Genomic DNA, 12,838 nt, shown 5'->3' with positions numbered 1-12,838 from the left:
GGCGGGGATGAGCGCCAGGATCAGCGCCAGGATCAGCGCCAGGACGCTGCGATATCTGATCGTGATCGGCCTGATCGCGCTGTGGGAGCTGCTGCCGCGCAGCGGGCTCATTGCCGAATTGTTCCTGCCGTCACTGTCGTCCACGTTGATGGCCGGGTGGACCGACGCGGGTGAATACGGCCATGCGCTTGCGGTCACGCTCTACGAGGTCGTGGTCTCCATGTCATTTGCCTGCGGCGGCGGCATCCTGCTCGGCGCCATCGTCGGCAGCCTTCCCGGCCCGCGCGTCCTGATCATGCCGATGGTGTCGAGCCTCTATGCGGTGCCGCTGGTGATCCTCTATCCGGTCTTCACCGTGTGGCTCGGCATCGGCTCGGAGTCCAAGATCGCGTTCGCCTCGATCTACGGCTTCCTGCCGACGATGCTCGCGACCGCGGCCGGCATCCAGACCATCGACCCGCAGCTCCTGCTCGCCGCCCGCAGCATGGGCGCGACGCTGAGCCAGCGGCTCGTCCGCGTCATCATCCCCGCGGCGATCCCGACGGTGCTGTCCGGCCTGCGTGTCGGCGGCGCTCTGGTGATCGTCGGCGTGGTCGTCTCGGAAATGCTGATCTCCTCGGCCGGCATCGGCTATCTGATCTCGCGCTACCGCACCATCCTCGACAGCGCGCATGTGTTCGCCGGCGTGCTGCTCGTGCTGTTCCTCGCGATCGGCTTCAACGCCATCATCAGATGGATCGAGCGCAAGGCGGCGATCTGGCAAACCGGCACCCGTGGCGGTCAGGCCAATGACGAGATCGCTTCGGGCGCGATGCAGCCGGCGACGTGAGGTACGCGCGTGTACGACTTGACCCTGACATTCGACAACGGTCCGGATCCAGACATCACACCGCGCGTGCTCGATATTCTCGGCGGGCGCGGCATCAAGACCACCTTCTTCGTCATCGGCGAGAAGCTTGCCGATGACCAGCGGCGCGGCCTTGCTGAGCGCGCGCACCGCGAGGGACACTGGATCGGCAATCACACCTTTACGCACAGCGTTCCGCTGGGCGAGCAATCCGGGCGCGACAGCGCGGAGAACGAGATCGGCCGCACGCAGGACGCGATCGGCAATCTCGCTCATCCGCAGCGCTGGTTCCGGCCGTTCGGTGGCGGCGGCAATCTGGACAAGCGGCTGCTCAAGCCGTCCGTGGTCGATTATCTCACCCGCGAGAAGCACAGCTGCGTGCTCTGGAATTCCATTCCGCGCGACTGGGACGACCCCGAGGGCTGGACCGAGCGCGCGCTCGGCCAGTGCAGCCGGCAGCCCTGGACGCTGATGGTGCTGCACGACCTGCCGACCGGCGCGATGGATCATCTGGAACGCTTTCTCGATCGCGCCGCCGCGGCCGGCGCCCGCTTCCGCCAGGACTTTCCGCCGCCTTGCGTTCCCATCCGCAACGGCGAGATCGCGCTTCCGATCGACGACTATGTTTCCTCCATCGAAGAGAGTGTTTGACCGATGAAAGTTGCAAGCTTCACCATCGCCGGCACGCCGAGCTATGGCATCGTCACCGACAAGGGTGTCATCGACGCGGGCAAGCGCCTGAAGGCCCATCCGGCGCTGAAAACGCTGCTTGCGAAGGGCTCGATGGACGAGTTGAAGAAGCTTGCCGGCGAGAAGCCTGACTACGCGCTCGAAGACGTCGCGCTGCTGCCGACGATCCCCGATCCCGACAAGATCTTCTGCATCGGCGTCAACTACGCCACGCATCTTGCCGAGAGCGGCCACCCGACGCCGGCGCATCCGATGATCTTCACCCGCTTCGCCAACAGCCAGGTCGGTCATGGCCAGCCGATGATCCGGCCGCTGGAGTCCGAGCGTTTCGACTATGAGGGTGAAATGGCCGTCATCATCGGCAAGGGCGGACGGCGCATCTCGCGCGAAGCCGCGCTCAGCCATGTCGCCGGCTACGCCTGCTACAATGACGGCAGCATCCGCGACTGGCAGCGGCACACCTCGCAATTCGCGCCGGGCAAGAATTTCGCCGGCACCGGCGGCTTCGGACCTTGGATGGTTACGACGGAGGAGCTGACAGATATCACAAAGCAGACGCTGATCACGCGGCTGAACGGTGTCGAGGTGCAGAAGGCTCCGATCTCCGATCTCGTCTTCGACGTGCCGGCCCTGATCGCCTATTGCTCGACCTTCACAGAGCTCGCGCCCGGCGACGTGATCGTGACAGGCACGACCGGCGGCGTAGGCGCCTATCGTACGCCGCCGCTGTGGATGAAGGGCGGCGACGTCGTCGAGGTCGAGATCTCCGGCATCGGTATCCTGCGCAATCCCGTCAAGGACGAGGGTTCAGCCGCGGCAACGCGCGCGGCCTGAACGGTCGCGCTGAACAAGAACAAGAAGGAGACCCCCATGCCCATGCCGACGCACATCCTGCCGACCACCGTGGTCGGCAGCTATCCCCAGCCGGAATGGCTGGTGAACCGCGCCATGCTGTCGAAGGTGGTGCCGCGCACCCGCCTGCACGACATGTGGCGATTGCCGCCGGAACATCTGGAAGAAGCCCAGGACGATGCCACCATCGTCGCGATCCGGGACATGGAGCGTGCCGGCATCGACATCGTGACCGACGGCGAGATCCGCCGCGAGAGCTACTCCAATCGCTTCGCCACCGCGCTCGACGGCATCGACGCAGACAATCCCGCGATGATCGTGGCACGCACCGGCAACACGCAGACGCCGGTGCCCCGCGTCGTCGGTCCCGTGCGGCGCAAGGGCCCGGTCGAGCTGCATGACATGCAGTTCCTGCGCAAAAACACCGAGCGCGCCGCCAAGATCACGCTTCCCGGCCCCTTCACCATGAGCCAGCAGGCCAAGAACGAGTTCTACAAGGACGAGGAAGAGCTGGCGATGGCGCTCGCCGAGGCCGTCAATGCCGAGGCGCTCGACCTGCAGAAGGCCGGCGCCGACGTGATCCAGCTCGACGAGCCCTGGGTGCGCAACAATCCGGAGCTCGCCAAGCGCTATGCCGTCAAGGCGATCAACCGCGCGCTGCAGGGCATCACGGTGCCGACCGTGGTGCATCTCTGCTTTGGCTATGCAGCCGTCGTGCCCGGCTCGAACAAGCCCGCCGGCTATTCCTTCCTTGCCGAGCTGGACGACACCATTGCCGACCAGATCTCGATCGAGGCGGCCCAGCCGAAGCTCGACCTCGGCGTGCTCAAGGACCTGTCGTCGAAGAAGATCATGCTCGGCGTGCTCGATCTCGCGGACCCCGCGATCGAGAGCGTCGATACCGTCGCCGACCGCATTCGCAACGGTCTGAAATATGTCTCGCCGGAGCGCCTGATCCCGGCGCCCGATTGCGGCATGAAATACATGCCGCGCGCGACCGCGTTTGGAAAGCTGAAGGCGATGTGCGATGCAGCGGCGAAGGTCAGGCGCGAGGTTGGCTAGCGGCTTTCGCCCGAGGCGTTTTGGCGCGAGTCTTACGCTCCCCGCTTCGGTCCGATCGCCTCGAACCCGGCCTTCTGCTCGTCGCTCAGATCCGCCTGGAAATCGTCGAGCGCATCGCTGACGCCGCCGACCTCTTGCAGCATCGTCTGCAGTCGCGCCTTGACGGCGGCGAGGCGTGCTTGCGGGGTCGCGGCGGCTTCCGTCGGGCAGGCGCTGAGCTTCTGCATGGTGCGCAGCGTGGTATCCTGCAGCACCTCAAATCGGGCGCGGGCGACCTCGTCGAGCTGAAGCGTGGAGGCGATGTCGGCGGCGGGCCATTGCTGCTGCACGAGCTGCTCATATTGACGCTGCGCCTTTTCGTCATAGCGGGGATCGTAGTCCGGCTTACAAGCGGCAGCCGCCTGCGAGTCCTTGCGCTGAACCGCGGCCAGCGCGGCACGACGCTCGTTGGCGAGCGCATTGAGCCTGCGTTTCTGGTCGTCATTGAGAAGATCGAAAAACTTCGAAAGCGGCGCTTCGATCGCGTCAATTGCCTTGATCATGGCCTCGATCCGCTCGCGCATCAGGCCGAGACGCTCCGAGGCATTCGCCGGGGCCTGCGACGGGCAGGCGTTGCTGATGGTGTCGCGCGCGGCAGTCCAGGCGGACGCGAGCTCGTCGAGCGCGGTGCGCTGCAACTCGTTCGCCTGCACGGTGCTCGCGACGCGGTCGACCGGCAGGCCGCCGCTATCGCTGGCCTCGCAAAGGGCCTCCGCGGAGGGGACCCTCCGCGAGCGCCGGCCCTGCGACTTGGTGTAGGCGGCGAGCTCCGTCGCTGCATAAGGCGCGAAGATCGCGGCATAGATGTCGCCATAGCCGTACAGCGAGAGGCTGGTACTGTCGCCCAGGATGATCGCGTTGGTGAGATCATCGTGCGCGAATGGCCAGAATACCGGGCCTACCCAGCCGTAGCTGCCATCGGGATGGCGCCACCAGCCTTGCGGCCGGCGCCCGCCATGCCAGCCCGACAGCGCGGCCTGCGCCGTGAGGGCCGCGCGCAGGACGTAGGGGTTGGATCGCTGACCACGCCCGGCGCCGCGGGGATCCTGCGATCTCAACGCGGCGGAGCGGTGGCGGCCGCCGCGCACCCCCATGCGGGAGTGGCGCAGCCGCGACAGTCCCATCATGTGGCCGACCGCGAAGCGCGCGACGCCGAGTGGTCCGTCACGCAATCCGAATTGTGCCTCGGCTCTGCTTGGCAGCAGCACTGCCACAATCACCAGGGCGGCGCCGGCCAGCGCCAGCCCCACGCGCCCGGACATGAACGCAGACTTGACCGCCGATCTGGCCACGTCCTGACCCTCTCTCCCGCGGCAAGCGCGCAATGCGCCGCAGTCACGATGACGCGCGAGGGAACCGAATGTTCCGGCGCGGCACAGGGCAAAGCGTCGCAACCCATGCACGCCGGCCGCCGCAGCGGCATCACTCCGCCTTAGGCGGCATCACGAAGGTCTGGCCGGGATAGATCAGATTGGGGTTCTGGATCTTGTCCCGATTGGCCTTGAAGATCACCGCATAGCGGGAACCATCGCCGTAGGCGAGCCGGCTGAGCGCCCACAGGCTGTCGCCCTTGGCAATGACCCGGTTGCCGCCCGCTTCCGCCGACGCGGCGTTGAGCACGTCTGCCGACGAGGCCGAAGCAACCGTCGTGGCTGCCGGCGCCCGCGCCAGGACCTTGGGCTTCGGCGCGCCAATCGGCTTCGGCCGGGCCGCCTGACCGTCGGGGACCGAGGCCAGGCGCGGTGAAGCCGACGGCAGCGCGGCCACGATATCCGACTTGTCGTCCGGCTTCTCAGCTTGCCTGGTGTCCTGCTTCGCCACCATTGCGGGCCGCGCGGGCGGCGGCGGCGCCTCGGCGACGGTCACCGGCATGGTCCGGCCGGACTCCGTGACCGTGCCGTCCGGCGCCTTGGCCCGGAGCGTCAGCTCATACGACCCGGCAGGCAGCTGCGGCGGGGTCATCACGAATTGGCCCGAGGCGTCCGCGACCACCGTATCGAGCGGCTTGCCGTCCCGCAGCAGTTCGACCCTTGCGCCCGGCGCGGCGCGGCCGGCAATCACCGCCGCCTCGCCGCGATCGTCGATTCGGGCGACGTCGAAACGCGGGCCGGCATCCGCAGCCGCCGGTGGCTTGCGAGGCGCGAGATCGCCGAGCGCGGCCACCTGCTTCTGCGTCTCGGCCAGCACGCCCGCCTTCGGCTCGGCGGCCGGCGGCGGCGCCGCGGCCGGTGCAGGCGGCGCAGCGGCGGCAAGCTCCGGCTTGGGCTCCGGTCTCGGCTCCGGTTTGGCCTCAGCCTTGAGTTCGGTCTTGGGCTCGATCTTGGGCTCGATCTTGGCCTCGACACTGGGTTCGATCTTTGCCTCCGGCGCGGCGGCGACGACAGTCTTCGTCCCGCCCGGCAGCAGGCGGCGCAGCTCGGTCGGGCCGACCACGAGCGCAGTGCCCACAAGGGCGAGCAGGCAAAAGGCAATGAAGGCCTTGGATGCGGTAATCATCTGAAAGGGACCTTGGGTGGCAAATCAGCCGACGGCGGCAAAGTGCGCCGATTTGGCTGCGGCAGCAAGACGGTCGATGTGATGATTCGTGCCATCCCCGGGATGAACCGGTGCTACCCCGCGGCACCCAAAGCTCGGCGCAGGCCGGCGTCGGTCACGCCCCCGCCGTGACGGTCCAGAATTCGCGCCATCTGCGGCGGCCGAGCGCAGCCAGCCGCCTCCAGGACCAGCGGGACAGGCCGGCGACCAGCGAGGCGCGGGCGAGAAGGAGGTGGAAGATGATGTCGATCACGGCAATTCTCGGCTTGCGCCCGCGGCGTACGGCCGGACTGCGCCCGCGCTGATCCGCCTCTGGAGGATGAGCGCGGCCCTCATGGCCGCGCTTCCAGGATCATGTTGAAGGGCGAACCGGCAGCCTTGGCGATCTGCGAGAAGCCGCCCTGCCGCAACACCTGCGCAATCCGCTTCTCGCCGGCCTGCGCCCCCAGTCCGAGACCGACATCCTGGCTCAGCGACGTCGGCAGACAGATGTGGGTGGAGCCCGCGTAGTAGACGCGCCCGACCGGATTGAGATTGTCGGCAAGGCTGTCGCCCGCCGCCGGCTCCACCAGCATCAGCGTGCCGTCGTCCTTCAGTGCAGAACGAATATGACGCGCCGCGCCAACGGGGTCGCCCATGTCGTGCAGGGCGTCGAACATCGTCACGAGATCGAAACCCGATCCGGCGAAATCCTGCGCCTTGGCGACCTCGTAGCGGAGATTGCGCACGCCGGACGTCTCGGACCTAGCGCAGCCGATCGAGGCCTCATCGTAATCGATGCCGATGAAGTCCGAGTTCGGGAAAGCCTCGGCCATCAGCCTTGTCGAATAGCCGTGACCGCAGCCGACGTCCGCGACCTTCGCACCTCGCTCCAGCTTCTCGACAACGCCGCCCAGCGCAGGCAGCCATTCTGCGATCAGATGCGCGCGATAGCCGGGCCGGAAGAAACGATCGACACCGCAGGACATGCAATTGCAGTGATCGCTCCAGCGCAGGCCCTTGCCGGTTCTGAACGCTTCGGCCAATCGCGGCTCGTCGTGATAGACCGCCGGCAGCAGGCTGAAGCCGCCGACCATCGCGACCGGACTGTTTTCATCCGCGAAGACCGCCTTCTGCTCCGGTGTCATGCTGAACGTATCGTTCGTCGCATCGTAGCTCACGAAGCCCGAGGCCGCCTGTGCGGACAGCCATTCGCGGACGTAGCGCTCATGGGTCCCTGTCCGATCGGCGAGCTCGCCTGACGTCATCGGGCGTTCGGCCAGCGCGCGGAATAGACCCAGCCGGTCGCCGAGGACGACGAGCGCCGCATTGGAGGCCGCGCCGAGTTCGTTGACCACGAGTCCGAGCAACTGCTCGAGCTTTGTCTCATCCAAGTTCATGACCTGCTCCTTCGAAGGCGCGGACGTGCGCCGTTGAGGTGCGACATACGGTGTCTGGACTTGCGGATGCAGAGGCAGAATAGTCAGTTTCGAGCCAATCGAGCCAGAGGCTGCAGAATGTCACGTGGACGTGTACGCGTGAGTATTCCGGTGTTTGCCGAATGCGATCCGTCGATCATCTACGGCGTATTCGACACATTGTGGGGCGCAGGGCGCATATGGGACGGCGTCAAAGGCGGCACGCCGGACGGCTTGTTCGAGCCGCGGCTGGTCGGCGCCGAGCCCGGCCCGATCACGCTGGTCACCGGCGTCAGCATCATGCCGCAGGACATCACCGATCACGTCGCATCGACCGATATCGTGTTCGTGCCGAATGTGATCGTCACTGCAAAGACCGGCACCGCCGGGCTTGATCGCCGGCTCATCGCATGGATCAGGAAGATGCACGAGGCAGGCGCACAGATGTACGGATCATGCGGCGGATCGCTCGTGCTCGCCGAAGCCGGCCTGCTCGACGGGTGCGAGGCGACGACACACTGGGTTTACGAGCCGGTGTTCCGAAAGCATTTCCCGGAGGTCAAGCTCCGCATGGACCGCGTCCTGGTGCAGAACGGGCCCGGACACAATCTCGTCTGCGGGGGCGGCGCATCGTCCTGGCAGGATCTCGCGCTGCTGATCGTCGCGAAATACGGCGGCACGGAAGAGGCGATCCGTATCTCGAAGCTGTTTCTCTACCAGTGGCATCGCGAAGGACAATTGCCGTTCGCCTCCATGGTGCAGAACGTGGATCACGGGGATGGCGTGATCACGCGATGCCAGGATTACATCGCGCAGAACTATCAGCGGCAGGATCTCATTGCGGCGCTGGTGCATCACTCCGGGCTACCGAAGCGCTCATTCGATCGCCGCTTCCGCGCAGCGACCGGCTATTCGCCGCTCGCCTATGTGCAGACGCTGCGCATCGAGGAGGCCAAGCAACTGCTCGAGACGACCGAAGCGGGTATCGAGGACATCTGTCGCGAGGTCGGCTACGAGGACGTGGCCTCCTTCCGCCGCCTGTTTCGAAAGCAGGCCGGCGTGTCGCCGAAGGATTACCGGCGCAAGTTTCAACTTCCCGACTACGTGGCGGAAGCCCGGCCCCCGGCCTCCGGCAAACCGGTCAGGGCGCGGCGTGCTGCCGGATAGCGGCAGCAGGAAGCAGCGGTCCCGACGACGCACTCAATTTTCCAGGGTCCGGCGACAGGTTAGCAGCTTAACGCTCGGCCCGCGCCGATCATTCGATCACTTCATCGGCGGAGGCGATGATGGAGTCGGGCAAGCTCAGGCCGAGCATCTTGGCGGTCTTGAGATTGACGACGGTTTCGAACTTCGTCGGCCGTTCGATCGGCAATTCCGAGGGGGCCGTTCCTCTGAGAACGCGATCCACATACGACGCCAGGCGGAGATAAGAGTCGGAGAGCTTGGGTCCATAGGTGCAGAGGGCGCCGCTCCTGGCGAATACGGGCCACCCCGAAATGACGGGCGCCCGATGTTTCATCGCATGCTCAATGATCCGGCTCCGATATTGGATGGCAAAACCATCCGCAAAGAGCGAAATCGCTTGCGGGGGCTTCGAGTCCATCGCTGCGAATGCAGCGGCAAGCTGGTCTTGGTTTGCGGTGGCGAAGAAGTCGGTTGCCAGTCGGAGTTTCTTGGCCGTGTCCTCCGCGTAAGCGCGTTCGATCTGCGAGCCGGGATGTTCTGGATTGCCGACGATGGCGACGCGTTGCAAGCCTGGAACGGTATCTCGCAAGATTTCCAAACGCTTGGCGTTCAATTCGGCGGCCATGAACGTCAAGCCGGTCATGTTGGCACGCGGCCGCGCAAGGCTGCTGGCGAAGCCGGCGACGACGGGGTCGCCGCTGAAGACATACACGGTGGGGGTAGATAGCTTCAGTTCGGACACGACCGCGACGGCAGCGCCCTGCACGACCATCAGGTCGACGGGTTTGCGAACCAAGCTTGCCGCCAGCGGCGCAACGCGGGCTAGATCATCGTCGCCATAGCAATAGGTGACCTCGAGGTTCTCGTTCTCACGATATCCGAGTTCGCGAAGACCGGTGCGAAACACTTCGAGAAAAGGAGCAAGGCTCGCCTCTCGTTGCGCCGTGAGCCAGCCGATACGGAAAACCTTGCCCGCTGCGCGTGCGACGTTACGCGACGCCAATGCAAGAAAAATGCTCGAAGACAGAAATGCGCGTCGATCCATCTCGTTCTGTGTCCTGAACGGACCAAAGCTTAGCCATACGCAAACCCATTATCCAGCAACTGCCGCGAGAGCCAGTCATCCGCAAGATCATGCTCCCGACAAAAGGCGGGTCGAGCCGAGGGTTCGGGAGCGGACCAGGTCCGCAGAGCTGACGTGTATCGGCATCCGCCTGCGCGAGGTCGGGAGGCTCACATCAACCGTCGGGCTGCTCGCACTTCGGCGAATTCGGCGTCGGGGTGGCTGACGATGGTGGCGACCATGATGCCGCTGATGATCAACGACCAGGCGGTGTTCCAACAGATCCAAAACACGAGCCAGCCTCCGTTTCCAACTCTTGTTGCCACTCCAGGCTAACGGCATCACGTTGCCGCCGTTCCGGCGCGCCGGCGGTGCGCGAGGCGCTATTTTGGTTTGGTCGGAGACGGCGCGCGATCGGTTTGGCCGGTGTGGCGCTTTGCCACGACGTCACCATCGCGCTCGCCCTCCTGCGGACGCGGCGGAAGCTTGGGCTGGCCGGCCTGACCGCCATGCTTGCCACCCATGTCGGGCTTACCTTCGAGATCGTTCTCACGCGGCATGCCGGTTCAATGCGTTCGCGCGGCATTGGTTCGCATCGGCATCGCAAGATCCCCGTCCGATCCCCTGCGGGCCACAGCGCGCGCCGGCCAAGGCGAAGCTACCCTGCCGGCAGGAGCCGAACGGGGTGGAGTTCTTGATCCCGCCGGGGGAGCCGCGGCCACCGACCTACGTAAACATCCGTAATTCCACGAGGCCCGCCTTGGCGTCATATCTTGCGCATGGACCGACAAATTGTCTTCAAATGCCCCCAGACGGGCCTGAACGTGCAGCATCGGCTGACCGATGAGCCGGCCGATCGTACGCATGTGTCCGTGTCCTGCCCGGCCTGCACGCGGCTGCATTTGATCGAGCGCTCGTCCGGCAAGCTGCTCGGGGAGCGCCGCAGCTGACGGTCAGCGCGGTGCAGCGACCTGCCCTGTGACGTCTTCGACGTGGTGCAGCAGGACGACAGGTTGGCCGGCAGCATCCCGGATCGGCGATTGACCGGCTACCAATGACCCTGGACGAACATGCCCCCAGAATCGTGGATGTCCTAGCGCCGCAGCGCCCTCACCCGCGTTCGGGCCGCGATGGCGACCAAGGTCAACAGGCGCGAACCTGTTCTCCAATCCCGCGACTAATCAAAGACTTGCCGCGACGCCTGCGGCGGCGCGGCATCCCGTCTTGGGACGACGCGGCCGTAGTGCGCGCGGCGGCCATCTGCTATCGGTTGGAGGCATAGCCCCCGTGGAATTTCCAATGCGTCATTTGTCCCGTGCCGTCGTTCGCAACTTGTGTCCCGCAGCCCTCGCCGGCCTGCTCGTCGTCAGCCCCTACCCGGCTGCCGCCGATGACGATGCGCCCAAGGGGCCGGCGGTCACCGTGTTGAAAGTCGCAAAATCCTGCTTCTCCGACATCGTCGAGGCGACCGGCACGATCATCGCGCGCGAGGAAACCTCGGTGCGGCCCGAGCGTCCCGGCCTGAAGGTCACGGACGTGCTGGCGGAAGCGGGCGACACCACCACCGCCGGACAGGTGCTGGCGCGGCTCGCGCTGCCCGAAGGCGGCACGCTTCAGGTCACCGCACCCGTCGCCGGCGTGATCGCAAATTCGACTGCGCAGATCGGCAACTTCGCCTCGGCCAAGGGCGAGGCGCTGTTCACGATCGTGGCGCGCAGCGAATATGATCTGGTCGGCCTCGTCGCCACCGCGGACGTGCGCAAGCTCGCAGTCAATCAGCAGGCCACCGTGCGGATCGCAGGTGCCGGCGACATCAGCGGCAAGGTGCGCCGCATCGGGGCGACCGTCGAGCCGAACATCCAGCAGGGCATGGTCTATATCGGCATTTCCTCGCAGAAGCGGCTGCTCCTGAACGGGAGCGGGCGCGCCCTGATCAAGACCGGGCAGAGTTGCAACGTCGCGGTGCCGCTGACCGCCGTGCAGTATTCCTCCGCCGGGACCGTGGTGCAGGTGATCCGCCGCAACCGCGTCGAGACCAAGCGTATCGAGGTCGGCTTGATGTCGGGCGGCAATATCGAGGTCCGCGACGGGCTCAACGAAGGCGATGTCGTCGTCGCGCGCGCCGGCGCGCTGCTCCGCGAAGGCGACCCGGTGCGCCCGGTGATGGCGAGTGCGGAAGCCGCGAAGTAGTCGCGGAGAAACAGGACACCTCACCCGTGCGGGCACTCCCCGAGAGGAGAGATCACCCCACCCCGCTCGCGCTTGCGCACGATCGACCCTCCCCCTGCAGGGGAGGGTAAGAAAAGCTAGCCGCCGGCTTCGCTCAACCGGACGTCTTCGAGCAACGAGGAGGAAACGGTCGGGACCTGCTCGCCTTCGCTGGCGCGCGAGATGGCGAGGCGCGTCTTGTTGAAGACGCTTTCGGCGCTGCCGGGCTGACCGAGGTTGTTGAGGAATTCGCTGACCAGCACGCTGTGCTCACCCCTGCCGTCGTCGACGACCTTGCCCGGCGACGCGGAGGTGAGGATCAGCGCGTTGTCGGACGCGCTGATCGGCGCGAGGCCGTGACTATAGGAGCGGAAGCGCCGCTCGTAAGGGTTACGGCGGGAGGCATCGACCACGACGAGCTTGGCCTTGGCGCCCTGCTCCTTCATCATGTCGAGCACGCCGTCGATGGAGACGCCATGCCGGCGCACGTCGCGTTCCTTCCAGATCACGGCATCGACCGGCAGCATGTAGCTCTCACGACCAGCCTGCACGCCGTAGCCGCCGAAGAACAGCATGACGACGCTGTCGCGCTTGATCCGGGACTTCAGGCGGTTGACGGCGCGGACCATGTCGTCCTTGGTCGCGTCTTCCACCATGTCGACGTCAAAGCCGTTCTTGCGCAGGGACGAGGACAGCGCGCGGGCGTCGTTGATCGACTGCGTCAGCGGCGCGCTGGCGTCGGGATAATGTCCATTGCCGATGACCAGCGCGAGGCGCGCGCTCTGACCGATCGAACCGGTGATCTGGTCGGTCGTGACGGCCTTGGCGGCATCGATCGCACGCATGTTCAGAGCAGCATGGGCGCCGATCGCGAGCGATACCGTGCCGATGAGGGCTGCGGCGACCGCGATCGTCCGTCTGGAAAGGTCGAGCTGCTTTACATTCATCTCGGTTCGTTTC

General features: G+C 65.9%; 15 protein-coding genes. 7 read left to right on the top strand and 8 right to left on the bottom strand.

Annotation, left to right across the window (positions count from 1 at the left end):
• Positions 1 to 7: 7 nt before the first annotated feature.
• Genes K408_RS0133780 through K408_RS0133765 form a run of 4 tightly spaced genes read left to right on the top strand, consistent with a single transcriptional unit; the run spans position 8 to position 3,451 of the window.
• Positions 8 to 829 (top strand): ABC transporter permease, encoded by an 822-nt coding sequence (locus tag K408_RS0133780; protein WP_028146117.1) that lies wholly within the window; start codon positions 8 to 10, stop codon positions 827 to 829.
• Between the two features lie 9 nt (positions 830 to 838).
• Entirely contained in the window at positions 839 to 1,498 is a 660-nt protein-coding gene (locus tag K408_RS0133775) for a polysaccharide deacetylase family protein (protein WP_024342988.1), read from the top strand.
• Positions 1,499 to 1,501: 3 nt separating this feature from the next.
• Complete coding sequence (locus K408_RS0133770) at positions 1,502 to 2,371, top strand: fumarylacetoacetate hydrolase family protein (RefSeq protein WP_024342989.1); 870 nt, start codon at positions 1,502 to 1,504, stop codon at positions 2,369 to 2,371.
• Positions 2,372 to 2,407: 36 nt separating this feature from the next.
• Positions 2,408 to 3,451: a uroporphyrinogen decarboxylase family protein gene (locus tag K408_RS0133765; RefSeq protein ID WP_200948582.1), complete on the top strand. Its 1,044-nt coding sequence runs from the start codon at positions 2,408 to 2,410 to the stop codon at positions 3,449 to 3,451.
• 32 nt (positions 3,452 to 3,483) lie between these two features.
• Here the strand turns inward: K408_RS0133765 and K408_RS0133760 are convergent, their stop codons facing one another.
• The 4 genes from K408_RS0133760 to K408_RS0133745 form a co-directional block, all read right to left on the bottom strand.
• Positions 3,484 to 4,752: a Spy/CpxP family protein refolding chaperone gene (locus tag K408_RS0133760; RefSeq protein WP_029674668.1), complete on the bottom strand. Its 1,269-nt coding sequence runs from the start codon at positions 4,750 to 4,752 to the stop codon at positions 3,484 to 3,486.
• A 160-nt stretch (positions 4,753 to 4,912) separates the two neighbouring features.
• The gene (locus K408_RS0133755; protein WP_024342992.1) at positions 4,913 to 5,986 is read right to left on the bottom strand and encodes a LysM peptidoglycan-binding domain-containing protein; all 1,074 of its coding nucleotides are present in this window, start codon (positions 5,984 to 5,986) and stop codon (positions 4,913 to 4,915) included.
• A gap of 154 nt (positions 5,987 to 6,140) precedes the next feature.
• Entirely contained in the window at positions 6,141 to 6,278 is a 138-nt protein-coding gene (locus K408_RS42425) for a hypothetical protein (protein ID WP_155248772.1), read from the bottom strand.
• A 79-nt stretch (positions 6,279 to 6,357) separates the two neighbouring features.
• Positions 6,358 to 7,404 carry a class I SAM-dependent methyltransferase gene (locus K408_RS0133745; RefSeq protein ID WP_024342993.1) on the bottom strand — a complete coding sequence of 349 codons (1,047 nt, stop codon included), beginning with the start codon at positions 7,402 to 7,404 and terminating at the stop codon, positions 6,358 to 6,360.
• A gap of 138 nt (positions 7,405 to 7,542) precedes the next feature.
• On the opposite strand from K408_RS0133745, the gene K408_RS39440 reads away from it, so the two are divergent.
• Entirely contained in the window at positions 7,543 to 8,589 is a 1,047-nt protein-coding gene (locus tag K408_RS39440) for a GlxA family transcriptional regulator (protein WP_245265972.1), read from the top strand.
• 88 nt (positions 8,590 to 8,677) lie between these two features.
• Here the strand turns inward: K408_RS39440 and K408_RS0133735 are convergent, their stop codons facing one another.
• The 3 genes from K408_RS0133735 to K408_RS42420 form a co-directional block, all read right to left on the bottom strand.
• Complete coding sequence (locus K408_RS0133735) at positions 8,678 to 9,652, bottom strand: ABC transporter substrate-binding protein (RefSeq protein ID WP_024342995.1); 975 nt, start codon at positions 9,650 to 9,652, stop codon at positions 8,678 to 8,680.
• 188 nt (positions 9,653 to 9,840) lie between these two features.
• Entirely contained in the window at positions 9,841 to 9,963 is a 123-nt protein-coding gene (locus K408_RS44020; protein WP_283805299.1) for a hypothetical protein, read from the bottom strand.
• A gap of 90 nt (positions 9,964 to 10,053) precedes the next feature.
• Positions 10,054 to 10,230, bottom strand: coding sequence for a hypothetical protein (locus K408_RS42420; RefSeq protein ID WP_155248773.1), 177 nt, complete (start codon positions 10,228 to 10,230; stop codon positions 10,054 to 10,056).
• A 219-nt stretch (positions 10,231 to 10,449) separates the two neighbouring features.
• Here K408_RS42420 and K408_RS43000 point away from each other — a divergent pair, with 219 nt between their 5' ends.
• Together K408_RS43000 and K408_RS0133715 are read left to right on the top strand one after the other, a co-directional pair.
• Positions 10,450 to 10,620: a hypothetical protein gene (locus K408_RS43000; protein ID WP_196232439.1), complete on the top strand. Its 171-nt coding sequence runs from the start codon at positions 10,450 to 10,452 to the stop codon at positions 10,618 to 10,620.
• 349 nt (positions 10,621 to 10,969) lie between these two features.
• Positions 10,970 to 11,860 (top strand): efflux RND transporter periplasmic adaptor subunit, encoded by an 891-nt coding sequence (locus tag K408_RS0133715; RefSeq protein WP_024342996.1) that lies wholly within the window; start codon positions 10,970 to 10,972, stop codon positions 11,858 to 11,860.
• Between the two features lie 116 nt (positions 11,861 to 11,976).
• Here the strand turns inward: K408_RS0133715 and K408_RS0133710 are convergent, their stop codons facing one another.
• Entirely contained in the window at positions 11,977 to 12,825 is an 849-nt protein-coding gene (locus tag K408_RS0133710) for a caspase family protein (RefSeq protein ID WP_024342997.1), read from the bottom strand.
• Positions 12,826 to 12,838 lie beyond the last annotated feature (13 nt).

The sequence above is a fragment of the Bradyrhizobium sp. in8p8 genome, assembly GCF_000426845.1.
GTDB classification, from domain to species: Bacteria; Pseudomonadota; Alphaproteobacteria; order Rhizobiales; family Xanthobacteraceae; genus Bradyrhizobium; species Bradyrhizobium japonicum_C.
This window is presented reverse-complemented; position numbering and strand designations above follow the sequence as displayed.

Bases quoted from the DNA above. Each gene is read 5' to 3' on its own strand.
- K408_RS0133780 (WP_028146117.1), top strand. From the start codon at position 8: ATGAGCGCCAGGATCAGCGCCAGGATCAGCGCCAGGACGCTGCGATAT.
- K408_RS0133770 (WP_024342989.1), top strand. From the start codon at position 1,502: ATGAAAGTTGCAAGCTTCACCATCGCCGGCACGCCGAGCTATGGCATC.
- K408_RS0133765 (WP_200948582.1), top strand. From the start codon at position 2,408: ATGCCCATGCCGACGCACATCCTGCCGACCACCGTGGTCGGCAGCTAT.
- K408_RS0133760 (WP_029674668.1), bottom strand. From the start codon at position 4,752: ATGTCCGGGCGCGTGGGGCTGGCGCTGGCCGGCGCCGCCCTGGTGATT.
- K408_RS0133755 (WP_024342992.1), bottom strand. From the start codon at position 5,986: ATGATTACCGCATCCAAGGCCTTCATTGCCTTTTGCCTGCTCGCCCTT.
- K408_RS0133745 (WP_024342993.1), bottom strand. From the start codon at position 7,404: ATGAACTTGGATGAGACAAAGCTCGAGCAGTTGCTCGGACTCGTGGTC.
- K408_RS0133735 (WP_024342995.1), bottom strand. From the start codon at position 9,652: ATGGATCGACGCGCATTTCTGTCTTCGAGCATTTTTCTTGCATTGGCG.
- K408_RS42420 (WP_155248773.1), bottom strand. From the start codon at position 10,230: ATGCCGCGTGAGAACGATCTCGAAGGTAAGCCCGACATGGGTGGCAAG.
- K408_RS43000 (WP_196232439.1), top strand. From the start codon at position 10,450: ATGGACCGACAAATTGTCTTCAAATGCCCCCAGACGGGCCTGAACGTG.
- K408_RS0133715 (WP_024342996.1), top strand. From the start codon at position 10,970: ATGCGTCATTTGTCCCGTGCCGTCGTTCGCAACTTGTGTCCCGCAGCC.
- K408_RS0133710 (WP_024342997.1), bottom strand. From the start codon at position 12,825: ATGAATGTAAAGCAGCTCGACCTTTCCAGACGGACGATCGCGGTCGCC.